Here is a 22,399-nt window from a genome sequence, read left to right as displayed (position 1 = left end):
ACCCGGTCGCTCGAGAAAGCGCCACGGCCGATGGTCTGGGCGGCCTTGGCGTGCCGTTTACCATTGCATGGTGGTCTGGGGGCAGGCGTACGGCGAGGGGCCCTCGGCCGCCGCCCAGGATCCGTTCGCGGTGGTCGAGCGGGACACGCGCGCCATGGTGACGGCGGGCTGGTGGGCCACCACGCCGCCCCTCCAGCGGCAGAACCTCACCGCCGGGCGGATGCTCGTCCTGCCCGACGGCACATGGTGGCTGTTCGGAGCGTGGGCCCGCTGGTACCGCTGGCTCCCCGCCGACGGCCAGTGGCACCTGTGCCCGCCTCCCCGGCTGCCGATGACGCGGACGTCGGCGCGCCCCCTGGCACAGGGCATGGCGGTGCCGCGCATCCCGCCCCACCTGGTGCCCTCCGGCCCCGACTTCAGCCAGGAGCCGCCGCAGGCGCTGCCCTTCGTGGACGTCGACGTACGGCCCGAGGTGACGTCCCGCGTACGGGCGACCCTCGAGTCGGCGGCGGCGCTCCCGCCCCACGACTACCCGCACTGGTGGGGCGCCTTCTCGTCGTCCACGCCGAGCACCGTCGCCGTCGGCTGGGGCGTGATGCTGTGGTCCGCCGCCGCGCCGGTGTTCTACTCCGGCCTGGACGCCCAGCTGCTCGACATCTGGTCGCCGTACCGCGCCCGGCCGCTGCCCGACGTCGATGGGCCTCGCTGGCTCACCCCGCCGCCGCTGGAGTCCCTGGTCGGGCTGTACGCCGAGCGGCTGCGCGCCCATCGGGTGGACGCCGCCGTCGTGATCCTGCGCACGATGTGGGCGATGGCCAGCGCCCTGCGCCAGGACGCCCGCTTCCGGCCCCGCGCGGACGCGCTCCTCGCCGTCCTCGGATCCACCCTGCACAATCCCACGGTCGACTACGCCGCCCTTCCGTACGGCGACCAGGCGATCGTCCAGCAGTGGCTCACCCGATGCCCGCCCGTCCTGGCACCCGCGCTGCGCATCGAGGCATCCGCCGGCGAACACTTCCGCAACGCCTTCTACGACCTCGCCCTCACCCTCGCCTCGGTCGCCGGCGACCCGGCCGAACAGGGGTACGTCGAACCCCGCCTCATCGCGGCCGCGCTCCTGGCCGCCGACCTCGCGGTCGTCCGGCGCGACGTCGCCGCGCAGGTCATCGGCTGGCTCGACCCCGAGACCCGCCGCACGACCCAGGCGATCCTCACCGGCCCGGACCACCCGCTACGGCGGTTCTGGCCCCAGGACAACCGGCTCCCGCCCCTCCTGCGACGCCGCGTCGAGAAGCTCCGGCCCAGCGCGCGGGGCGCACTCCTGGCCACGATGTACGCCCTGGACCTCGCCTGGTGCCGACTGGGCGGCGGGATCCCGGCCCGGCCGCGCGGCTTCCCCGTCCCGGTCGCGATCCTGTCCGAGACCCTCGGCCCCGACCGCGCCCGCTCCGCCGCGCCCGCCGACCCGGTGACGCCGACGCCCGGCCTCGCCCCGCTCGCCCGGCAGTACCCCGCCCGCCCGGCACCCGCCGCACCGCCCGCAGCGCCACCCGTCGCGCACCAGCCGCCCACCGGCCCGCCGGGCCAGGCACCCACCTGGGCCCCACCGCCCGCCGCGGCAGCCGGACCCGCCGGGACAATGGCCGATGTGGGCCCGCCACAGGTGGTCTCTCCTGCGGCGGCCGAGTCTGCGGGGACGGTGGCCGACGTCGGTCCACCTCCGGTCGCTCGACCTGCCGCCTCGGCGGCCAGGGACGCCGCGCCGCCGGGCGCTCGCTCCGATGTCTCGTCCGGGACCGCCGACCCGCAGTCGGGCACGGCGGGGTCCGCGGGAACGATGGCCGATGTCGGCCCGCCACAGGTGGTGCCTCCTGCGGCGGCGGGGTCTGCGGAGTCGATGGCGGACGTCGGTCCGGTGGCTCGGTCTGCCGCCGCAGAGGGTGGTACGACGGACGTCGCGGCGTCGAGCGTTCGGCCCGGCGAGGCGTCTGGGGACGCGGATGCCGATTCGCAGTCGGCGGCGGCCGGTCCTCCGGGGACGATGGCCGACGTCGGTCCGCCTCAGGCCGCTCAGCCTGCCGCCTCGGCGGGCGGTACGACGGACGCAGCGGCAACGAGCGCTCGGCCAGACGATGCGTCCGGGCAGGCGGACGCTGGTCCGCCGTCGGCCGGGCGGGTGTGGGGTGCGTCGGAGGAGTCCGGCCCCGCGTCGGGCGAGTCGGGTCTCGGGTCTGCGCCGCCCGCCACACAGGCGTGGGACCCGTCGGGCGAGCCCGGGTCCGCGTCTGCGACCAGGGTGGCGTGGGAGCCGGAGAGGGTGGGGGAGGCCACCATGCTCGACCGGCCATCCGGTCCGGCCGGGCCACCCGACGCCACGTACATCGACGCTCCCAGCGGCGGCACCCGGGCGGACGCCGGAGGGGTTCCGATGGTGGGACCGCCTCCCGCGTACTCCGGTCCTCCCGTGCCGCCGGGTCTTCCGACGCCCTTCGTGCCGCCCACGTCGGCGGGTGGTCCCGTGCCGCCCGCGCCGCCTTCGCGCACCCGGGTCCCCGGTGAGCAGGGACGCTCCGCGGAGCCGCCGGGCACCCGCATCATGGGGCAGCAGCCGGAGCGGCCGGGCACCAGGATCATGTCGCAGACGATGATGGGGGACCTCCTGGGCGCGCCGATGCCCGGGCGTCCGGTCGGCGACATCGAGCCACCGCCCTCCGGTACGGTCCTGCCCGAGGTGACGGAGCGGTTCGGCATCCGTTTCGTCTCCGGTGAGGACGCCCTCGCCGGGTTGCTCGACGGCGTGCGCCGCCGGGCGTCGTCCGGCGGGGAGACGAGTCCCGCGCTCCTGGTCGTCGGCGCCCCGCACGGCGGTCAGCGCCGGCTCGCCCGGCTCGTCGCCCGTACGCTCGCCGACGCGGGCGTCGGCGACGGCTCCGTGCGGACCGTCGACGGCACCGACGCGCACGGCGACCCGGTGCGGGTCTTCGACGCGTCACCTGTCGGCGGAACTCCGTTGTTGTTCGAGTGGATCGACGCGGCCCTGTCGCGGGCGTCCGATCCGGCGGCGTCGGCCTCCTCCGTCACACGCTCCCGGGAGAACGGCGCGGCGCTGATCGCGACCTGCCAGCCGGGCGCGTACAAGCGGCTGAGGGCCGACTTCCCGGAGTTGATCGGGATTTTCCGGGTGTTCCGGCTGCCGGATCTGTCCGACACCGAGACCCGACTGGCCCTCGTCCACGTGCTGTCGGACGAGCGGCGGGTGACGGTCAACGCGCCCGCGCTGCAGACCGTGAAGGCGGATCTGCCGCGGCTGAAGGGGTACGGCGACCTGGTGAACGCCCGTCTGGTCGAGGCGTACCTCGACCGGGCGATCGCCCGGCACACCGACCGGTTCGGGGCGGCGTCCCGCGACCGTCTGGTGCTGATGCCGGAGGACTTCAGCGGAGTGGCCGAGGAGATCGAGCCGGCCCTGCGCGCCCCCGGGGACGTCGACGGCTTCCTGCGTTCCCTCGACGAGATGATCGGCTTGGACGAGGTGAAGCAGACCGTCGGCGACCTGGTCACCGAGGCGCGGCTCGCGGCGGAGCGGGCGGCGCAGGGACTGCCGTCCGGCAACCCGAGCCGTCACCTGGTCTTCCTGGGGCGGCCGGGCACCGGTAAGCGGACCGTGGCGGGCCTGATCGGCGGCATGTACGCCGCGCTGAACATCCTCGACTCCGGGCAGGTGGTCGTGTGCAGCGCCCGCGACTTCGCCGGCGCTGACGCGGCGGCGAAGGTCGCCGCCCAGGTCGACCGGGCGGTCGGCGGTGTGCTGCTCATCGAGGACGCGTCGCTGCTCGACCGGACGTCCGTCGCGGTGACGGCGCTGTTGCAGAACATGGAGGAGCGGCGCGACAAGTTCTTGGTGATCTGTTCGAGCGAGCCGGACGAGATGGACGGTTTCCTGCTCGCCAACCCGGGGTTCCGGGCGGAGTTCGGGGCGATCGTGGAGTTCCGGGAGCCGACGGACCGGCAGCTCGTGAAGTTGTTCTCCCGTTTCGCCGAACGCGAGCTCTACCTGCTCGACGAGGAGCTGCGCGTCGAGCTGCTGGGGCGTTTCGGTGAGATGCGTGGGTCGCGGGGGTTCGCGTTCGCCGAGACGGTGCGACGGCTGTTCGACGCGATCGTGGCGCGGCAGGCGGCGCGGCTGGCCGGAGCGCGCGTGGACGCCGCCACGGTGGCCCGGCTCACCGTGCGTGACCTGCCCGAGTCACCGGCCGAGCGGCTGTTGCAGCATCTCCACGAGGACCGTACCCGCCGGTAGCCCGAGGTGGCCACCGACCCCTCGAGGACCACCTCGGTGGGTGGGCGTCGAATGGTCCTCTTGGGTCATGTCCCGGGGCGGGCCGGGCGCGTAGCCTTTCCACAGGTGTGGGGACGAACGGAGGTGGACGCGGTGCGCCAGAACCTCGATATGCGCGTCCATGACCGTGTCGCGTTGGATGAGATCGAGCTGTACTCCGAGATGCTCAGCGCCGTCGCGACGGCGGATCGGCCGTTGACGACCGATGAGATCGACATGGTGCTCGGGATCGGCCACGGCACACGGTCGTGAGCGACTGTCACGGTCGGCGCACGCGGGGATGCGCCGACTGCTCACTTCGCGACCCGGCACGCCTCACGCACCGGCGCACGTACGAGCGAATCGCCTCACGCCCGACCCGGTGACATCACGCGCTGATCCGGTTCACGACTTGACGAGGCGCGCGATGGCCGCCGAGGCCTCCTTCACCTTCTCTTCGGCCGCCGGGCCGCCCTCGTTGATCGCTTCGGCGACGCAGTGGCCGAGATGGTCCTCGAGCAGGCCCAGTGCGACGGACTGTAGCGCACGGGTGACGGCCGACACCTGGGTGAGGACGTCGATGCAGTACTCATCCTCGGCTACCATCCGCTGGAGTCCGCGCACCTGACCTTCGATGCGGCGCAGGCGGACGAGGTAGGCGTCCTTGTCGTTCGTATACCCGTGCATACCGGCCACTGTATACCCCCTAGGGGTAGAGCTCCAAGTGATCGTTTGAGGCGTCCGTGACTGAGGCACCAGGGGCACGTATGGCCCGTGGATCCGATGTATCGCCCGACGAACGGACCGCACGAGGCGTGTTGCGGTGAAGTAACAGGGGGGCGAAGGTTCGCTTTCCCGCTGGTTAGCCGTACCATCCTCTGCGGACTGTTCCCGCACTTCAGGAGAAGGACGTGCGATTCCGACTCACCCCGCGTGAGGACAGCTACTACGACATGTTCGCGGATTCCGCGAACAACTTGGTCACAGGGGCCAGGCTGCTCGTGGAGCTGATCAGCGAAGGGGCCGACCGTGAGGGGATCGCGGAGAAGATGCGCGCCTGCGAGCACGCCGGCGACGAGTTCACTCACGCGATCATGCGCAGGCTCAACGAGAGCTTCATCACGCCCTTCGACCGGGAGGACATCTATCGGCTCGCGTCGACGCTCGACGACGTCATGGACTTCATGGAGGCGGCGGCCGACCTGGTCCTGCTGTACAAGATCGACGAGTTGCCCCGAGACGTCGTCGCGCAGGTCGAAGTCCTGGAGCGCGCGGCCGAGCTGACCGCGGACGCCATGCCGCGGCTGCGCGGGCTGCGCGACCTCAGCGAGTACTGGATCGAGATCAACCGGCTGGAGAACCAGGGCGACCAGACCTACCGGCGGCTCCTGGCCGAGCTGTTCAGCGGCAAGTACGACGCGCTGACCGTCCTGAAGGTCAAGGAGGTCGTCGACCAGCTCGAGGCCGCCGCGGACGCGTTCGAGCACGTCGCGAACATCGTCGAGACGATCGCGGTCAAGGAATCGTGAGCATCGTGCCGTCAAAGCGGTCGACCACCATGCGATGTCCGTCCGTAACGAGGAAGGGAACGCCGGCGTGGAGTTGACGGCCCTCATCGTCGTTGTGGGCATCGCGCTGTTCTTCAACTACACGAACGGTTTCCACGACGCCGCGAACGCGATCGCCACCTCCGTCTCCACCCGGGCGCTCACCCCCCGAGCGGCCCTGGCGATGGCCGCCGTGATGAACCTCCTCGGAGCGTTCCTCGGCACCGGCGTCGCCAAGACGGTCGGCAGCGGCATCATCGATCCGCCCAAGGACATGCACGGCCTGTCGATCGTCGCCGCCGCGCTGATCGGCGCGATCGTGTGGAACCTCATCACCTGGTACTTCGGCCTGCCGTCCTCGTCCACGCACGGACTGGTCGGCGGCCTGATCGGGGCGGCCATGGCGGCGTCCACGACCGTGCTGTGGCACGGGGTGTTCTACAAGATCGTGCTGTGGATGGTGCTGTCGCCGCTGGTCGGGCTGGTCCTCGGCTATCTGATCATGGTGGCGATGCTGTGGATCTTCCGGAACGCCACTCCCGGCAAGGTCGGCCGCCGGTTCCGCATCGCGCAGTCGCTGTCCGCCGCGGCCATGGCCCTCGGTCACGGTCTGCAGGACGCCCAGAAGACCATGGGCATCATCGTGCTCGCGCTGGTCACGACCGGCTACCAGGCGACCGGCGACTCCCACGTCCCGGTCTGGGTGATCCTGGTCTGCGCGGCCGTGCTCTCCTTCGGCACGTACGCCGGCGGCTGGCGCATCATGCGGACCCTCGGCCGCAAGGTCATCGAGCTCGATCCCCCGAAGGGCTTCGCCGCCGAAGCCACCGCGGCCAGCATCCTGTACGCGACCGCGTTCATCTGGCAGGCCCCGGTCTCCACGACTCACACGATCACCGCGGCCATCATGGGCGTCGGATCGACCAAACGCCTGTCGGCGGTTCGCTGGGGCGTCGCGGGCAACATCGTGATGGCGTGGGTCCTCACCATTCCCGCGGCGGGGATCGTCGCCGCGATCGCGTACTGGGTCATGCACCTGTTCGCCTGACTCCGGAAAGGGGTGACCGGCGGCACAACGGGCCGCCGGTCTGCGGGCGGAGCCGACGGCCCCGCCCTCGCCGTTCCATCAGCCGAAGCGACCGGTGATGTAGTCCTCCGTGGCCTTCTCGCTCGGGTTCGTGAAGATCTTGTTGGTCTCGTCGATCTCCACCATCCGGCCCGGCTTGCCCGGCCCGGCGAGGTTGAAGAAGGCCGTACGGTCGCTCACCCGCGCCGCCTGCTGCATGTTGTGGGTGACGATGACGATCGTGTACTGGTCCTTCAGGTTGGCGATGAGGTCCTCGATCGCCAGCGTGGAGATCGGGTCCAGCGCCGAGCACGGCTCGTCCATCAGGAGCACCTGCGGCTCGACCGCGATGGCGCGGGCGATGCACAGCCGCTGCTGCTGGCCACCGGACAGGCCCGCCCCCGGGCGGCCCAGCCGGTCCTTGACCTCGTTCCACAGGTTCGCGCCGCGCAGGGACTTCTCCACGACCTCGTCGAGTTGGCCCTTGCGGCGGACGCCGTTGAGCTTCAGGCCCGCGACGACGTTCTCGTAGATCGACATCGTGGGGAACGGGTTCGGGCGCTGGAACACCATGCCGATCACCCGGCGCACGGCGACCGGGTCGACGCCCGCCCCGTACAGGTCCAGGTCGTCGAGCAGTACCTTGCCCTCGACGCGAGCACTCGGGATCACCTCGTGCATCCGGTTGAGGGTCCGCAGGAAGGTCGACTTGCCGCACCCGGAGGGGCCGATGAACGCGGTCACCGAGCGCGGTTCGATCGTCATCGAGATGTCCTCGATGGCCCGGGTCTTGCCGTAGTAGGCGTTGAGCCCGGAGACCTCGATCCGCTTGGCCATGTGGGGAGTACTCCTATCGGGTGACGGGCTTGCGGAGGCGGGCGATGAGGCGCGCCGCCAGGTTGAGCACCATGACGAAGAGGATCAGGGTGAGCGCACCGGCCCACGCCCGGTCGATGGCGACCTGCTGCGGCAACTGGGCCTGGTCCCAGACGAACAGCGGGAGCGACATCTGCGGACCCTGGAACGGGTCGTTGTTGATGGCGGTGGTGACGAACACGGTCATCAACAGGGGCGCCGTCTCGCCCATGACCCGGGCGACGGCCAGCATCACGCCGGTGATGATGCCGGTGAACGCGGTGGGCAGCACGACGAAGCAGATGGTCCGCCAGCGCGGCACGCCCAGCGCGTACGAGGCCTCGCGCAGGTCGTTCGGGACCAGCTTGAGCATCTCCTCCGCGGCCCGGACGACGGTCGGCATCATCAGCACCGACAGCGCCATCGAGCCCGCGAAGCCCATGTACTCGAAGCCGAGCAGCAGGATCCAGAAGGCGAAGACGAACATGCCCGACACGATCGAGGGCACGCCCGTCATGACGTCCACGAAGAAGGTGACGACCTTCGCCAGTCTGCCGTTACCGCCGTACTCGACGAGGTAGACCGCGGTGAGGATGCCGATGGGGATGGCGATGACGCTGGCCAGGCCGACCTGCTGGATGGTGCCGATGATCGCGTGGTACGCGCCGCCGCCGGCGTCGCGGGGGCCGATCGCGTTCATCGAGTGCGAGAAGAACGTTCCGTCGAACCGCTTGAGGCCGTTCTTGATCACTGTGTACAGCACGGTGACCAGAGGGATGACGGCGAGGGCGAACGCGGCGCAGACCAGGACGACGGCGAGCTTGTCCTTGAACTTACGGATCCCGGACGGGCCGGCGAGGTTGACGGTGCTCACACGAACTCCTTCCGGCGGGCGATGACCGCCCGGGCGGCCATGTTCACGATGAGGGTGATCACGAAGAGCACCAGGCCGGAGGCGATCAGCGCGCTCTGCCCGGTCTTCCCGGCCATCGCGAACGTGTTGGCGATGTTGGCGGCGAAGGTGTTACCCCCCGGCTTCAGCAGGTGCAGGCTGATGCCCGCCGCCGAGCCGAGCACCAGCGCGACCGCGATCGTCTCGCCGAGCGCACGGCCGAGCCCGAGCATCGAGGCGCTGATCATGCCGGAGCGGCCGAACGGCAGGACGGCCAGCCGGATCACCTCCCAGCGCGTCGCACCGAGTGCGAGGGCGGCCTCGACGTTGGCCCGGGGCACCTGCAGGAAGACCTCACGGGTGATCGAGGAGATGATCGGCAGGATCATGATCGCCAGCACGATTCCGGCGGTCAGCATGCACCGCCCGCCGACGGAGTCACCGCCGAACAGCGGGATCCAGCTCGCGTGGTCGTGGAGGAAGGTCGCGACGGTGTTCATCTTCGGCACGAAGAACTGCAGGCCCCACAGGCCGTACACGATGCTGGGCACCGCGGCGAGCAGGTCGACGACGTAGCCGAGCCCGTCGGCCAGTCTGCGCGGCGCGTAGAAGGCGATGAACAGCGCGATGCCGATCGCGATCGGCGTGGCGATGATCAGGGCGAGCACGGACGACAGGACGGTCCCGAAGGTCAGCTGCGCGATGCCGAAGCGCGATTGCGCGGCATCGGGGTTCCACTCCTGCGAGGTCAGGAAGTTGGCCTTGTCCGCTTGCAAGGCGGGCAGGGCCTTCACGATCAGGAACGCCGCGATCGCCGCCATGACGGCGAGGAGCAGGATCCCGGAGCCCTTGGCGGACAGACCGAACAGCCGGTCTCCCATGCGCCCGGTACTCATCTTGCGGGCTCTGCCGCCCAGAGCGCCCGTCGCGCCCTGTTCGAGGGTCTCGCTGGTCATTCGACCTCCCGTGCCCACCGACTCACCCTGTCGTTCATAGACATCTCTTCACTACGTACATGCGGCCGAGCCGGTACGGGTGACCCGCACCGGCTCGGCACTCTGATCGGTCAGGACAGGCCCTTCACGGTGGCCTGGACCTTGGTCAGGATCGAGTCGGGCAGCGGCGCGTAGCCGAGACCGCTCAGCACCGACTGGCCCTGCTGGCTGGAGGTGTAGGTCAGGTACGACTTGACGAACTTCGCCTGCTGGTCGGGAAGGCCCTTCTCGCAGACGACCTCGTAGGTGACCAGGACGATCGGGTAACCGTCCTTGGTCTTGTAGTCGATCTTGAGGGCAAGGTCGTTGCCGGTGCCCGCGATCGTGGCACCCCCCGCACCCTTGGAGGCGGTGTCGGAGGAGGCCTCGACGAACTGGCCCGACCCGTTGGCGATCTTCGCGCTCTGGAGCTTGCCGTTGGTCGCGTAGGACAGCTCCGCGTAGGCGATCGCGCCGTCGGTCTGCTTCACGACCGTGGAGACGCCGTCGGACTTGGTCGCGCCCTGGCCGCCGGGGGCGGTCCACTTCTTGCCGCCCGCGAACTTCCAGATGTCCGGAGCGGTGGCGGTCAGGAACTTGGTGAAGTTGTCCGTCGTGCCGGAGTCGTCGGCGCGGTGCACCGTCTTGATCGGGGTGCTCGGGAGCTTCGCCTGCGGGTTGTCCTTCTTGATCGCGGCGTCGTCCCACGTCTTGATCTTGCCGGCGAAGATGCTCGCGAGGGTGGTCGGCGACAGCTGCAGGCCGTCGACGCCCTTCAGGTTGTAGACGACCGCGATCGGCCCGACGACCATCGGCAGGTCAAGGGCCTTGCCGGTCTTGCAGCGCGCGTCGGCCGGGCCGTGCTCCTCGGGCTTCAGCGCCGAGTCGGAACCCGCGAAGGCCACCTGGCCCTGCGTGAACGCCTGGATGCCGGCGCCCGACCCGTTGGCGTTGTAGTTGAGGTTCGCCCCGGCGCAGTTCTGCTGGTAGCCCTTGGTCCACTCGCTGATGGCGTTCGCCTGCGCCGTCGACCCGGCGGCGTTGACCGTGGTCTTCACGCAGTCGCCGCTCGCGGCCGTGCCGCCACCGGTACTGCTCTTGCCGCCGTTGTTATCCGTACCGCACGCGGTCAGCGCGAGCGCACCCGCAAGGGCCACTCCGCCAAGGGCGGCCAGCCGTGTGCTGTTGATCACCGAAGTTCTCCTCAAGGTTTAGTCGGGCGGGGCCCCGAACTGTCCCAGTCGGGGGGCACCGTCGATGCCCGACGCTAAGGAGGAGAGATGACCACTCACTCCGATCCGGATGAACGGAAGGTGAACGCGGCAGTGATTTCTCACAAAAGGAGGGGTTCCTAATGGCATCCGTATGGTTAACACGCCTGGATGCGGCCCCGTCAGAACCGATCGCCGTCCGTGGCCGCGCTGGTGCGGGGCGAGGAGGCCGGGGCGCGGTACATCGCGTCGGTGGCGAAGTGCTCGAACCCGAGCCTCTCATAGAGCCTCGTCGCGGGTGTATTCGACTCGTCGGCGTAGAGCATGACCGTCGGCAGGCCCAGCGCCTTCAGGTGGTGCAGGCCCGCAAGGGTCAGTGCCCGGCCCAGCCCGAGTCCCTGCGCCGCCGGGTCGACGCCGACGACGTAGACCTCGCCGACCCCTCCCTCGTGGACCTTGGTCCAGTGGAAGCCGATCAGCTCGCCGGCTCGTTCCGCGAGGAAGAACCCCTCCGGGGAGAACCACGGCTCGAGCTCGCGCCGCTCCAGATCCGCGCGGGTCCACGCGCCCTGCTCGGGATGGTCCGCGAACGCCCGCGCGTTGACCCGGACCCACGCGTCCTCGTCCGCGCCCACGTCGAACGTGCGCAGCCGCACCCCATCCGGCCACGTCACCTCCGGCAGCGGCGTGTCGAGAGGCCGCCGCATCTTCCACAGCGCCCGGAACCGTACGAAACCGAGCGATCCGGCCAGCGCCACCGCACCCGGCAGCTCCCCGTGCGCCCAGACCCGCAGCGACGCGGCCCGCTCGAGCAACGCGGTGGCCAGCGCGCGGCCGTGCCCTCGTCGCCGGAAGGCTGGGTGGACCACGAACTCGGCGGCGTCGCCGTCGAGGACGCCGACCCCGGCCAGTTCCTCGCCGTCGCGGGCGAGCACCGCGCCGCCGCCGTCGCGCAGCCGCAACAGCGAACTCTCGCCGAGCGGCCGTACGCCGTCGGCCTCGGCCGCCGCCTCCACGACCGCCAGCGCGGCCCTGACCTCGTCATCCGTCAGCAGTTCCCGTGCGATCACGTCCACGATGGGCAGCGTAACCGTTGCCGAGACCTTCGGTGAGTCTCAGCAATCCCGGCCTTTCGGCCGGGAAGGTTCGTAACGGTGTCACCAAGGCGTGAGGGCTTTGGTGTCCTGATGACGATGTACCGCTTCCTTCTGTCGCTGGTGCGGCAGGGTTGCGCCACCTGCCCGCCCATCCGTGGCCTTGCGGCTGCGGGTGGTGGTGCGGGTCTTGTGGTCGGCTCCACGGTCGTTCGACGCTTGCGCGTCCCGGTCTCCGGCCACTCCGGTACCGGTGGTGCGGTAAGCCGCTGCGAGGGCGGCGAGGTTTCGGGCTGCGTTCTCGTCCCGATCCATCACGAGCGGGCATTGGTCGCAGTCGAACACTCGGACGTGCAGCGGCAGCTTGGTTTTCACTGTGCCGCAGTTCGAGCAGGTCTTGGAGGAGGGGTACCAGCGGTTGGCCACCTGCAGCGTGCCGCCGTTCCATCTGGTCTTGTAGGTGAGCTGACGCCGAATCTCTCCGAATCCGGCGTCAGCGATCTTCCGGGCGAGGCGCCGGTTGCGCAGCATTCCGGCGACGTTGAGGTCTTCCACCACCACATGCCCGCACTCGGCGGCGAGGGAGGTGGTGAGCTTGTGCAGGGCATCCATGCGCAGGTTCGCCACCCGGTGGTGGACTCGGTTGCGCTGCGCGTCGGCCTTGAGCCACCGCTTCGACGGCTTGCTTCCGGTGCGCCGGTCCGACCCCTGACGGCGGGACACCTGCCGGGACAGGCGGCGCAGCTTCTTGAGCGCTGCGTCCAGATGGGCGGGGTTGGGCTCGAACCGGACGTGGCCCTGGCTGTCGGCGATCACCGTCAGGTGCTTGACACCGAGGTCGACACCGGCCGCGGCATCGGGCCGCTTCGGCTTGGCGGGAGCCTTCTCGACTTCGACCTGGAAGGAGACGAGCCACCGGCCGCGCTCCAGACTCACGGTGGCCGAAAGGATGCGGGCGCTGCCGTTCGCGATTCTGCGCTGGAGTTTGCGGGTGTTCTCGTGGGTGCGGATCGTGCCCAGTCGGGGCAGCGTCACATGCCGGCGATCGCTCTCGAGGCGGATCGTGCCGGTGGTGAACCGGCAGGCCAGCCGAGCCTTGTGCTTCGACTTGCGCCGGGGCATCCCCACGCGCTTGCCCTTGCGGTCACCCTTTTTGGACTTGGCGTAGTTGTCGAACGCCGCCGCCGCGCCTGCCAGGCCGGTGTTGTACGCCTCCTTGGAGTTCTCCGCCCACCACCCGGCGAACCTCGGGTCGGTCTTCTTGACGCGGTTGAACTCCTTGCGCAGCGCGGGAAGCGAGTAGGGCCGCCACTCGGTCAGCTGATCTTCGCCGATGCCGTAGGACTCCTCCGCCTTCCGTTGCCACCACGAAGCACTCACCCACGACACCGCCCAGTTGTAGGCGGCACGAGCCGCACCACAGTGCGACCTGAGCGCCCGCTCCTGCGTGAGGTTCGGGTCCAGTGCAAAACGAAAAGCCTGCACTAGACGACCAGGACGCGGCTCGAACTTCTTCATCCGGCGACCTCACCGGTCGCCGCAGCCACGGCACGGGCCACCTGCCGGTCAAGATCCGATTTCTGATCAGCCGACGAGACGCGGCAGAACGCCACCACACGGCCAACGGCTGTCGGCTCTGGCTCCAGCACCAGCCATGAGCCCGAGGGTGTCTTGATCAGCGGAACCGGCATCTTGCCGTCCCGCGTCCACTCCCAAGCGGTCTGGTAGTGCACACCAGCACGTTTCGCCCACTCGGACAACTTCACGCGACCACGATACATCCGGCGGCAAACTTAGAGTTACTGATCGAATGCGCATTGTTGTCACCCTCTCGCCGTCTGACCATCGATGTCAGGAGATGTGTCCGGACCCGTTCCATTCGGGGGTGACGGTGCCATACGATCGGGCCCTCACCTGCGCGGAAGGCGGTCGTCGTGGGCGATCCCGGACTCTCGATCATGGCCGGTATGCTCGCCGTGCCCGTCGGAGTGCTGCTCTTCGTTCTCGTGCTCGCGATGATGGGGCGCCGCTGGGCGCTCGCCGGCCCGGACGAGGCGCTCATCGCGGAGTACGACGCCGGGTACGAGGACGACGATTTCGAACTCGAGCCCGCGCCGTCGCACCGACCGGCCTACGACCCGTACGGCTCCTCGTACGCGGAGGCGGCCCGCGACCGCCACGGCTACGGTGAGCCCGCACGCGACCCTTACGGATTCGCCCCCGAGAAGACGTACGCCGAGCCGCGCGAGCAGTACGCCGAGCCGCGTGACCCGTACGGCACGCGCGACCCGTACGGTTCGCCCGCGCGTGAGCCGTACAGCGCCCCCGCGCGTGAGCCGTACGCGTCGCCCCGGTCGGGCTCGTCCGGCGTCTCGGACTGGGAGCCGTACGTCCCCGCCCAGCGACGCCCGCAGGAGCGGCCCTCTCAGCCCGACTACGGCCCGGCCGCCGATCCGTTCGGCGGGGGCTCCTCCTGGTTCGCGGCGGACCCGTACGGCTCGTCTCAGGACCGGTACGGCTCCGCGCGCGACTCGTACGGATCATCCGACGCCTATGACGCCTACGGCGGCGGGTCGTACGACGACCCGCCCGCGAACGGTCAGCCGCGGCACGCCTCGCCCGAGGACCCGCAGGGCGGCTTCCCGTACGGCCCTTATGGCTCCCGCTGAGAGGCGTGAAGAACCGGGCCTGGCCCGGCCGCCGGGCCGGGCTCAGTGGTGGGCCGGCACCTCTTCCTCGGTGGGCGGCCGGTGGTCGGCGACGAAGCGGTATCCGACGTTTCGCACCGTTCCGATGAGCGACTCGTACTCGGCGCCGAGCTTGGCCCGCAGGCGCCGGACGTGGACGTCCACGGTCCGGGTGCCGCCGAAGTAGTCGTAGCCCCAGACCTCCTGCAGCAGCTGGGCGCGGGTGAAGACCCGGCCGGGGTGCTGCGCGAGGTACTTGAGCAGCTCGAACTCCTTGAACGTCAGATCCAGCACGCGCCCGCGCAGCCGCGCGGTGTACGTCGCCTCGTCGATCGTCAGTTCACCACTGCGGATCTCCCCGGGCACGTCCTCGGGCTCGGCGGCGGCCACCCTTCCCAGCGCCAGCCGGATCCGCGCCTCGACCTCGGCCGGTCCGGCGGTCTGGAGGAAGACGTCGTCCAGCCCCCATTCCGGAGTGAGCGCGGCGAGTCCGCCTTCGGTGACGATCGCGATCAGCGGAGCGTCGAGACCGGTGGTGCGCAGGAGGCGGCAGAGACTCTTGGCCTGGGCGAGGTCCCGGCGCGCATCCACGAGCACCAGGTCGCACGGAGGCGCGTCGATGAGGGCCGAACCCTCCGCCGGCGCGACGCGAACGGAGTGCAGAAGCAGGCCCAGGGCGGGCAGGACCTCGTCAGAGGGTTCGAGCACGTTGGTCAGCAACAACAGGCTACTCATACGGCCTCCCGATCTGGCGGCCCCAAAAAGACGTCGAGGACCCGAGGGCGACGCTGCCCGGATCCCTAGTAGGCGAGGATATCGGACAGAAGGAAAGAGCTCACTACCGGAGTGGTGTAGACCACGGGAGACAGAACATGGCGAAGGGCCTGATCAGGTACTGGGCCGCCGCTCGCGCGGCGGCGGGGACCGCGGAGGAGCCCTATGACGCCGCCACTCTGGCGGAGGCGCTGGCGGCCGCCTCGGCCGGGCGGGGAGCGGACTTCGAACGGGTGCTCGCCCGCAGTTCCTTCCTGGTGGACGGGGCTCCGGCCGGCACGAGGGACCCCGCCGGCATCGCGCTGCCGGACGGCGGCACGGTCGAGGTCCTGCCCCCGTTCGCGGGCGGATGAGGTGGTCCTCGCGACCGATCCGGTCCCCGGCCGATGTCACCATTCGGTGTGATTCGACGGAGGGCGAGCCCTCGATAGGGTGATCAGCCAACCGCCGATCGGGAGAGACATGCGCAAAGCACTGGTGACCTGCCTGATTCTGCTGGTCGTGCTCGGCGGCATCTTCGTCGCCGGCGACATCATCGGCCGCCGGGTGGCGCAGAACGAGATCGCCAAGAACGTCCGTGCGCAGTACACGCTCGACCACACCCCCAAGGTGTCCATCAAGGGCTTCCCGTTTCTCACCCAGGCGCTCGACGGGCGGTACGACGAGATCGACGTCAACGTCGGCGAGCTCACCGAGCAAGGGGTACGGCTCACCGACACGGTGGTCGCGCTGAAGGGCGTCACCGCGCCGATGTCCGACGCGATGCACGGCGACGCCTCGAAGATGGTCGCCGACACCGCGACCTCCACGGCGACCATCGGCTACGACGACGTGAACAAGCAGGCGCCGAACAACATGAAGGTCTCGGCCCAGGGGTCCGAGCTGCAGGTGCGCGGCCCGTACACCGTGCTGGGCGTCACCCGGACCGTCACCGCGACCGTGACGGTGGAGGCCTCCGGCCGGAGCGTCCGTGTGGTCCCGCAGAAGGTCAAGGCGGGCGGAATGGCCGTGCCGATCGGCCTCGTCCGTCAGGCGTTCTCCTTCACGATGCCCGTCAAGGGCCTGCCGCTGGGCACGCGGATCAGCGACGTCCAGGTCAAGCCCGAGGGCCTGCGCGTATCGACCACCGCACAGAACGTCAAACTTTCGAGCCTGAACGTCCACTGATCGGTGTGAACCTTCCGTCCCCGTCGTACGTGTTCTGAGTGTGGGACCGACTGCGGACGATCGGCTGCTGCGCGCACTGTACGCGGAGCACGGTGGGCCGCTCCTGGGCTACGTCCTGCGGCTGACCGGCGGCGACCGCCAGCAGGCCGAGGACATCGTCCAGGAGACGCTTCTCCGTGCCTGGCGTCATCCGGGCGCACTGGTCGGCCGTCCCGTACGGCCCTGGCTGTTCACGGTCGCCCGCAACCTCGTCGTGGACGGGCACCGGGCGCGAAGATCTAGGCCGCCGGAGACCGGTGAGGAGGCGCTCGCCGCCGTGCCGGCCGGCGACGACATCGACCGTGCCCTCGAATCGTGGACCGTCGCCGAGGCGCTCGCGGACCTCAGCGTCGAGCACCGGGCCGTGCTGGTCGAGACGTACTACCGCGGACGTTCGGTCGCCGAGACGGCGGCGGTCCTCGGAATACCGCCCGGGACGGTCAAGTCACGGACGTACTACGCGCTGCGAGCGCTGAAGCTTGCATTGGAGGAACGGGGGTTGGCGCCATGATGCGGAACACCCACTGCGCCGATCTCAGGGCGCTGCTCGGGGTGTACGTCCTGGGCGCCATCGACCCGGCCGAGCGCGCCGTGGTCGACGCCCATCTGAGCCACTGCCGCCGGTGCCGCGACGAGCTGGCGGGCCTGGCGGGCCTGCCCGCCCTGCTGGGCCGGGTGACCGAGGAGCAGATCGCGCAGGTCGCCGCTCCGCCGCACGAACTGCTCGAGTCGATGCTCGGCCGCGCTGCCGGCGAGCATCGGGCCCGGGATCGCCGGAGCCGCAGGTGGCTGGCGGTGGCCGCGGCCGCCGCCGTGATCATGGGAGCGGCGGGGGTCGCGGGAGGTCTCCGGCTCGGCGCGGACCGGCCGGTCGCCACTCCCACCCCCGGTTGGACGGCCACGCCGGGCCCGACGGCGACCGGCGGCACGACCGTGCAGGGCAAGGACGCCGCGACGGGCGTCAGCGCGCGGATCACCATGTGGTCCAAGGAGTGGGGGACGGCCTTCACGGTCCGCCTGACCGGGGCGCCGGCGGGGTCCCGGTGCCGGCTGGTCGCCGTCGACCAGGACGGGCAGCGGGACGTCGCGGGAGGCTGGCACGTGGAGTACGAGGGGTCCGCCGAGTTCGCCGGATCCTCCATGATCCCGCGGGACCGGATCGCCGCCGTGGAGGTCCGCACCGTCGACGGCAAACGGCTGCTCAGCGTGCCGGTCTGAGATCCGCAGGAATACCCGGAGACAGGCCGAGGAACGGGACTGTGGAGACCCGCGAGAACGCCCGGATACAGGCCGAGCCGCAGGACCGCGGAGAGGCGCGGGAAGGCCCGGAGACGGGCGAGCGGCGACATCACGGAGAGCCGCGGGAATGCCGGGGGCCCTGCCCGCCTTTGTGACAGGTGATGACCGGCGTATACGTCGCGGTGGCGGCGCTCATCCTTGCCACGGTGTTCGGCCTGATCTGGCGACACCGCAATGGTGTGCTGCGCGCGCGGAAGGATGGTGACGTGGAGCGTCTCGACGCCGCCGAGCTCGGTGCCGACCTCGGCGATCGGGCGACCCTGGTGCAGTTCTCCTCGGCGTTCTGCGCGCCCTGCCGCGCGACCCGGCGGGTCCTCGGCGAGGTGGCCGGCATGGTCGACGGCGTAGCGCACGTGGAACTCGACGCGGAGGCCAACCTCGACCTCGTACGGCGCCTGAACGTCCTGCGCACACCGACCGTGTTCGTGCTCGACCCCTCCGGCCAGATCGTACGCCGAGGCTCCGGTCTGCCCCGCAAGGCGGACATCATCGCCGCCCTCGGCGAAACCGTCGCGTGAGGCGCTTCTCGGGCGTGGTGCGGCCTGGGCACCCCGCGGATTCAAGATCCTTCCGCTGGCATCCGCGCAGGCCCTGGGGTGTCCTGGGGGAGCGTTTCACGTCTCGATGGCCGAGATGGGGTTTTACGAAGAGCGAGACGCCGCTTACCATCGTGTCCGTGCGTTCCTGGACAGAGCTGCTGACGAAGCGACGGGCGGTTGATTTCTGCCGCGTCGCTACCGCGCTCTGTCCTGCGGCCTGAGGCAGTTAGCCCGTCCAGCCCGTCGCACCACCGCAGTCACCAGGAGCATCAGCCGATGCAGGTCGACCCACGGGGTCAGCGTTTCGGCGCGGCCCTCACCGCAATCGTCTTGATCGTCGTCCTCGTGAGCAGTAGTTGGTTGCTACTGGCGGCCCAGGCCGTCGTGTTCCTCGTCGGAGTCGTCTTCGGTCTCCGCAACGCCCCGTACGGCCTGATCTACCAGGCGCTCATCCGACCCCGGCACGGTGTTCCCCGTGAGCTCGAGCCGGAGGCGCCGCCGCGCTTCGCACAGGGAGTGGGAGCGGCGTTCGCCCTCATCGGGGTGTTCGGATACGTCGTGAAGGTTCCGGCACTGGGTATGACCGCGACGGCGTTGGCGCTCGTCGCGGCGGTCCTCAACGCCGCCTTCGGGTTCTGCCTGGGCTGTGAGGCTTATCTGCTGATCCGGCGGCTCGCTCCGAGGCGAGCCGCACCGTAGGCCGGGTTCTTTCCCAACAACACGGCCCCTGCCACGAACACCCGAAGAACGATCCGCCGAACTCCACAAGGAGGACCAACGCATGAGCCGCTCCGACGTCCTGGTCGATGCCGACTGGGTGCAGGCTCACCTCGACGACCCGGGTGTCGTCCTCGTCGAGGTCGACGAGGACACCAGCGCCTATGAGAAGGGCCACATCCGTGGCGCCGTTCGCATCGACTGGAAGACCGAACTGCAGGACCCGGTCCGCCGCGACTTCGTCGACAAGACCGGGTTCGACAACCTTCTCTCCGAGAAGGGCATCGCCAACGACGACCTCGTGATCCTTTACGGGGGCAACAACAACTGGTTCGCCGCGTACGCGTACTGGTACTTCAGGCTCTACGGGCACCAGAACGTCAAGCTGCTCGACGGCGGCCGCAAGAAGTGGGAGCTGGACTCCCGGGAGCTCGTCGAGGCGGTCCCGTCGCGGCCGAAGACGAACTACGTCGCCCAGGACCAGGATCTGACGATCCGCGCCTTCCGCGACGAGGTCGTCGACGCCATCAGCACGAAGAACCTCGTGGACGTCCGCTCGCCCGACGAGTTCTCCGGCAAGCTCCTCGCTCCCGCGCATCTGCCGCAGGAGCAGGCGCAGCGGGCCGGCCACGTCCCGACCGCGCGCAACATCCCGTGGTCGAAGGCGGCCAACGACGACGGCACCTTCAAGTCCGACGAGGAGCTCCAGAAGCTCTATGAAGAGGCCGGTGTCGACCTGTCGAAGCCGACCATCGCCTACTGCCGCATCGGTGAGCGCTCGTCGCACACCTGGTTCGCCCTGCACGAGCTGCTGGGCCTGCCCGACGTCAAGAACTACGACGGTTCCTGGACCGAGTACGGCTCGCTCGTGGGCGTGCCGATCGAGCTCGGCGACGCCAAGTAGCCGATCGTCGGCACAAGGACGCGCATCCCAAGGAGGAACAAATGAGCGACAGTTGCGGAGCTCCGGCCCAGACGGCGAGCCTGCCGGCCACGGTCGACCTGGCGAACGAAGCGGTCATCCAGGGCACGGTCGTACGCGAGGGCGCGCCGGTGTCCGGCGCCTACGCACGCCTGCTCGACGCGACCGGGGAGTTCACCGGTGAGGTCGTCACCAGCGACGAAGGGGTCTTCCGCTTCTTCGCCGCGCCCGGCGACTGGACGATCCGGGTGCTCGCCCCGGGCGGCGTCAGCCTCGACTCGCAGGTGACCGCCCAGGTCGGCGAGGTCGCCAAGCTCGAGGTCGCCATCTAGCCACAGCGACCAATGGTCCCGCCGTCACGCTCGCGTGGCGGCGGGACTCTGTATTTCGGGTACCGCGCTATGATCGCAAGTGGCCCCATGTCGCTTCCAGGATCCGGGGCGATGTAGAACGCACGACTCAGCCCCTCCAAACGTCCATCCGATGACATTCTTGCGTATCGGTCCATCGGCGGACGCCGCCGGATTCCCCGTGAGGTCGCGCGGAAAGGCGACTTGGTGTCGAGGTCTCGGCTCAGCCCAGGACCGCGTTCATGGAGAGACTGAGGCAGAGATTGATCAGCATGCTCGTGATCTTCTTCAATACGGGGATCCAGGCGGCTGCGACGAGGCTGGCGGCGGCCGTGATGATCTCGATCACCAGCTGGACGAGCTGGACGATGACGTTGATCTTCAGCGCCAGGACGATCCCGCCGCAGATCATCAGGCCCGCGCCGATGATCGTGGCGCCGGTCGTGCCGTCGAGAAGGTTCTTGTGCGGGGAGTCCTGGCCGTTCCAGGATGCCTGGAACGCCTGCACGCCGTCGCCCTTGTTCTGGGTGTAGACGCGTGTCGCGTGGTCGTTCGCGTCGCTGACCGGCTGGGCGACCTGGGGGCCGAAGTTCAGCCAGTGGCCACCCTTGTGGAACAGCTTCTCCTCGTCGGACTTCGGCCACATGAAGCCCAGATCCTGGAGAAGCGTGGCGAGTTCGCCAGGGAGTTGCATGCCCATGTCGTTACCCGAGCTCCTTCCGGATGCCGATCTGTCAGAGATATTTCTTGACGTTGTTCACTTCAACGGTGTTGGCCTGCTCGCCGGCGTCGTAGTTGTCCGCCATGGCGTTGAGGGTCTTCGCGTGGTTGTGCAACTCGCCGTTGTTGCCGTTGTACGAGCCGAACGCCACTTCGTGAATCGCCTGGTAACAGCCCAAGATGAGGGATCCGAGGTCGTCGTCGCCGCACACGTCAGCAATGTCGGCCATGTTCGCCTGGTGGCTGTTGACATGTCCCTGCACCGCGTCGGCCGACGACGTCATGCCTCCAGCGGAGGTGCGTATGTCCGCCGGATAGACTTCCATCTCGCTCATGGAACCTCCTTTACTCCGGTCCTCCGATGCTCCGCATGATGTCGCGGAGCGCACGCGTGTAGGAGTGCATCTGCTCCAGGCTCATGTCCTGGACCTCGCGCACTCGCTGCCTCAGCTCGTCCACGTTCACGCCGGTCTGCTCGGCCGACTTTGTCGGCACGTCATCGAGGGCGGAGTTCACCGCGGTCGTCAACTGTTCGGCCAGTTCGTGCGAGGCCATCCGCATCGTCTGCCGGTCGACCGTGACCGACTCCACGCGCTCGGCCGCGGCGACGACGCGGATCTTTCCGCGCGCCGCCGAGCCTTCCCCGCGGGCGTCCTCCTGGCCGCCGGTGACGGCGAGCGCGTCGTCGACGTTGCTCTGCGCAAGGCTCAGCAACTGCTCCAGACCGTGGGGCGTCGGATCGCCGCTGATGTACGTCCGCCCGCGGATCTTGGCCATCGCGTCGGCGATCCCGTCAGAGATGATCGCCATCTGACGCAGACCTTCGTTCTGGACTCGGCGCATCATCTCGCTGAGCGCCGCCAGATCGGGGACCGCCTCCGACGCCGACCGCCCGAGAAAATCGCCGAGGGCGGCATTGACGCCGTCGCGGATCGCGTCGGCGAACTCCCCCGGAGAGAGCCGCAGCAGGCGGGGATCGAACACGATCGAGTCGACACGCCCGGCACGCACCGTGACCCGTACCCGCTCATCCGCGGTCTCGCCTCGTCCCTCGACATCCGGCGCCTCGTTCGGCGCCTCGCCGGCACGGAGCGCGTCGACCAGCGTGCGCGTCTCCCGCATCAGCTGCCCGAGTTCCTCGTCATCGAGCGGCTCCGGCACCGCGATCACCCCCCATGGTCCGATAGTTAACCAGCAGGATCCGGAGAGGGATCAGAATCGTCCTCAG

Annotated in this window: 26 protein-coding genes; 14 read left to right on the top strand and 12 right to left on the bottom strand. The window is 69.6% G+C overall.

What is annotated here, in order from left to right; translation table 11 throughout:
• The first annotated feature begins 70 nt into the window (after positions 1-70).
• Together AB0I04_RS22760 and AB0I04_RS22755 are read left to right on the top strand one after the other, a co-directional pair.
• Positions 71-4,300, top strand: coding sequence for a hypothetical protein (locus AB0I04_RS22760; protein ID WP_360887555.1), 4,230 nt, complete (start codon positions 71-73; stop codon positions 4,298-4,300).
• Positions 4,301-4,405: 105 nt separating this feature from the next.
• Entirely contained in the window at positions 4,406-4,591 is a 186-nt protein-coding gene (locus tag AB0I04_RS22755; RefSeq protein WP_360887552.1) for a hypothetical protein, read from the top strand.
• Between the two features lie 132 nt (positions 4,592-4,723).
• Here AB0I04_RS22755 and AB0I04_RS22750 read toward each other — a convergent pair whose 3' ends face one another.
• On the bottom strand, positions 4,724-5,005 hold the full coding sequence (locus tag AB0I04_RS22750; protein ID WP_360887549.1) for a metal-sensitive transcriptional regulator: 282 nt from the start codon (positions 5,003-5,005) through the stop codon (positions 4,724-4,726).
• Positions 5,006-5,229: 224 nt separating this feature from the next.
• Between AB0I04_RS22750 and AB0I04_RS22745 the strand changes: the two genes are divergently transcribed.
• Both AB0I04_RS22745 and AB0I04_RS22740 read left to right on the top strand, forming a co-directional pair.
• Positions 5,230-5,847 (top strand): DUF47 family protein, encoded by a 618-nt coding sequence (locus tag AB0I04_RS22745; RefSeq protein ID WP_360887546.1) that lies wholly within the window; start codon positions 5,230-5,232, stop codon positions 5,845-5,847.
• 34 nt (positions 5,848-5,881) lie between these two features.
• The gene (locus AB0I04_RS22740; protein ID WP_360887543.1) at positions 5,882-6,913 is read left to right on the top strand and encodes an inorganic phosphate transporter; all 1,032 of its coding nucleotides are present in this window, start codon (positions 5,882-5,884) and stop codon (positions 6,911-6,913) included.
• A 78-nt stretch (positions 6,914-6,991) separates the two neighbouring features.
• Here AB0I04_RS22740 and pstB read toward each other — a convergent pair whose 3' ends face one another.
• From pstB to AB0I04_RS22705, 7 genes are all read right to left on the bottom strand, one after another.
• Positions 6,992-7,768 carry a phosphate ABC transporter ATP-binding protein PstB gene (gene pstB / locus AB0I04_RS22735; RefSeq protein ID WP_360887540.1) on the bottom strand — a complete coding sequence of 259 codons (777 nt, stop codon included), beginning with the start codon at positions 7,766-7,768 and terminating at the stop codon, positions 6,992-6,994.
• 13 nt (positions 7,769-7,781) lie between these two features.
• Positions 7,782-8,660, bottom strand: a complete 879-nt coding sequence (gene pstA / locus AB0I04_RS22730) for a phosphate ABC transporter permease PstA (protein ID WP_360887537.1) — start codon at positions 8,658-8,660, stop codon at positions 7,782-7,784.
• Positions 8,657-9,634: a phosphate ABC transporter permease subunit PstC gene (gene pstC / locus AB0I04_RS22725; RefSeq protein WP_360887535.1), complete on the bottom strand. Its 978-nt coding sequence runs from the start codon at positions 9,632-9,634 to the stop codon at positions 8,657-8,659. Before pstC ends, pstA begins: the two co-directional genes overlap by 4 nt.
• 110 nt (positions 9,635-9,744) lie before the next feature.
• On the bottom strand, positions 9,745-10,845 hold the full coding sequence (gene pstS, locus AB0I04_RS22720; RefSeq protein WP_360887532.1) for a phosphate ABC transporter substrate-binding protein PstS: 1,101 nt from the start codon (positions 10,843-10,845) through the stop codon (positions 9,745-9,747).
• Positions 10,846-11,045: 200 nt separating this feature from the next.
• On the bottom strand, positions 11,046-11,942 hold the full coding sequence (gene mshD / locus AB0I04_RS22715; RefSeq protein ID WP_360887964.1) for a mycothiol synthase: 897 nt from the start codon (positions 11,940-11,942) through the stop codon (positions 11,046-11,048).
• A 78-nt stretch (positions 11,943-12,020) separates the two neighbouring features.
• Entirely contained in the window at positions 12,021-13,475 is a 1,455-nt protein-coding gene (gene tnpB / locus AB0I04_RS22710; RefSeq protein WP_360887530.1) for an IS607 family element RNA-guided endonuclease TnpB, read from the bottom strand.
• Complete coding sequence (locus AB0I04_RS22705; RefSeq protein WP_360887527.1) at positions 13,472-13,723, bottom strand: hypothetical protein; 252 nt, start codon at positions 13,721-13,723, stop codon at positions 13,472-13,474. The genes tnpB and AB0I04_RS22705 overlap by 4 nt, the downstream gene beginning before the upstream one ends.
• A gap of 168 nt (positions 13,724-13,891) precedes the next feature.
• Between AB0I04_RS22705 and AB0I04_RS22700 the strand changes: the two genes are divergently transcribed.
• The gene (locus AB0I04_RS22700; RefSeq protein WP_360887524.1) at positions 13,892-14,626 is read left to right on the top strand and encodes a hypothetical protein; all 735 of its coding nucleotides are present in this window, start codon (positions 13,892-13,894) and stop codon (positions 14,624-14,626) included.
• A gap of 42 nt (positions 14,627-14,668) precedes the next feature.
• On the opposite strand, the gene AB0I04_RS22695 is transcribed toward AB0I04_RS22700, so the two are convergent.
• A complete protein-coding gene (locus AB0I04_RS22695) occupies positions 14,669-15,379 on the bottom strand; it encodes a response regulator transcription factor (protein ID WP_360887521.1) in 711 nt (236 codons plus the stop codon).
• 137 nt (positions 15,380-15,516) lie between these two features.
• Here AB0I04_RS22695 and AB0I04_RS22690 point away from each other — a divergent pair, with 137 nt between their 5' ends.
• From AB0I04_RS22690 to AB0I04_RS22650, 9 genes are all read left to right on the top strand, one after another.
• The gene (locus AB0I04_RS22690; RefSeq protein ID WP_360887518.1) at positions 15,517-15,771 is read left to right on the top strand and encodes a MoaD/ThiS family protein; all 255 of its coding nucleotides are present in this window, start codon (positions 15,517-15,519) and stop codon (positions 15,769-15,771) included.
• A 109-nt stretch (positions 15,772-15,880) separates the two neighbouring features.
• Positions 15,881-16,585: a DUF2993 domain-containing protein gene (locus tag AB0I04_RS22685; RefSeq protein WP_360887515.1), complete on the top strand. Its 705-nt coding sequence runs from the start codon at positions 15,881-15,883 to the stop codon at positions 16,583-16,585.
• A gap of 34 nt (positions 16,586-16,619) precedes the next feature.
• Entirely contained in the window at positions 16,620-17,135 is a 516-nt protein-coding gene (locus AB0I04_RS22680) for a sigma-70 family RNA polymerase sigma factor (protein ID WP_360887961.1), read from the top strand.
• Positions 17,132-17,842, top strand: coding sequence for a zf-HC2 domain-containing protein (locus AB0I04_RS22675; protein ID WP_360887512.1), 711 nt, complete (start codon positions 17,132-17,134; stop codon positions 17,840-17,842). The genes AB0I04_RS22680 and AB0I04_RS22675 overlap by 4 nt, the downstream gene beginning before the upstream one ends.
• Before the next feature lie 182 nt (positions 17,843-18,024).
• On the top strand, positions 18,025-18,441 hold the full coding sequence (locus tag AB0I04_RS22670) for a thioredoxin family protein (RefSeq protein ID WP_360887509.1): 417 nt from the start codon (positions 18,025-18,027) through the stop codon (positions 18,439-18,441).
• Positions 18,438-18,683, top strand: coding sequence for a putative leader peptide (locus AB0I04_RS22665; protein WP_360887506.1), 246 nt, complete (start codon positions 18,438-18,440; stop codon positions 18,681-18,683). Before AB0I04_RS22670 ends, AB0I04_RS22665 begins: the two co-directional genes overlap by 4 nt.
• 55 nt (positions 18,684-18,738) lie before the next feature.
• Entirely contained in the window at positions 18,739-19,161 is a 423-nt protein-coding gene (locus tag AB0I04_RS22660) for a DUF4395 domain-containing protein (RefSeq protein ID WP_360887504.1), read from the top strand.
• A gap of 82 nt (positions 19,162-19,243) precedes the next feature.
• Entirely contained in the window at positions 19,244-20,083 is an 840-nt protein-coding gene (locus AB0I04_RS22655; RefSeq protein WP_360887501.1) for a sulfurtransferase, read from the top strand.
• A 41-nt stretch (positions 20,084-20,124) separates the two neighbouring features.
• Complete coding sequence (locus AB0I04_RS22650) at positions 20,125-20,433, top strand: DUF1416 domain-containing protein (RefSeq protein ID WP_360887499.1); 309 nt, start codon at positions 20,125-20,127, stop codon at positions 20,431-20,433.
• A gap of 241 nt (positions 20,434-20,674) precedes the next feature.
• On the opposite strand, the gene AB0I04_RS22645 is transcribed toward AB0I04_RS22650, so the two are convergent.
• From AB0I04_RS22645 to AB0I04_RS22635, 3 genes are read right to left on the bottom strand one after another with little or no spacing between them, the layout of a single operon-like run.
• A complete protein-coding gene (locus tag AB0I04_RS22645; protein WP_360887496.1) occupies positions 20,675-21,151 on the bottom strand; it encodes a hypothetical protein in 477 nt (158 codons plus the stop codon).
• A 34-nt stretch (positions 21,152-21,185) separates the two neighbouring features.
• Entirely contained in the window at positions 21,186-21,506 is a 321-nt protein-coding gene (locus AB0I04_RS22640; protein ID WP_360887493.1) for a hypothetical protein, read from the bottom strand.
• A gap of 10 nt (positions 21,507-21,516) precedes the next feature.
• The gene (locus tag AB0I04_RS22635) at positions 21,517-22,332 is read right to left on the bottom strand and encodes a hypothetical protein (RefSeq protein WP_360887491.1); all 816 of its coding nucleotides are present in this window, start codon (positions 22,330-22,332) and stop codon (positions 21,517-21,519) included.
• Between the last annotated feature and the right edge of the window lie 67 nt (positions 22,333-22,399).

The sequence above is a fragment of the Actinoallomurus sp. NPDC050550 genome (assembly GCF_040655075.1).
Classification (GTDB): domain Bacteria; phylum Actinomycetota; class Actinomycetes; order Streptosporangiales; family Streptosporangiaceae; genus Actinoallomurus.
Note: the sequence above shows the minus strand (reverse complement) of the source record. Positions and strands in the feature narration are given on the sequence as shown.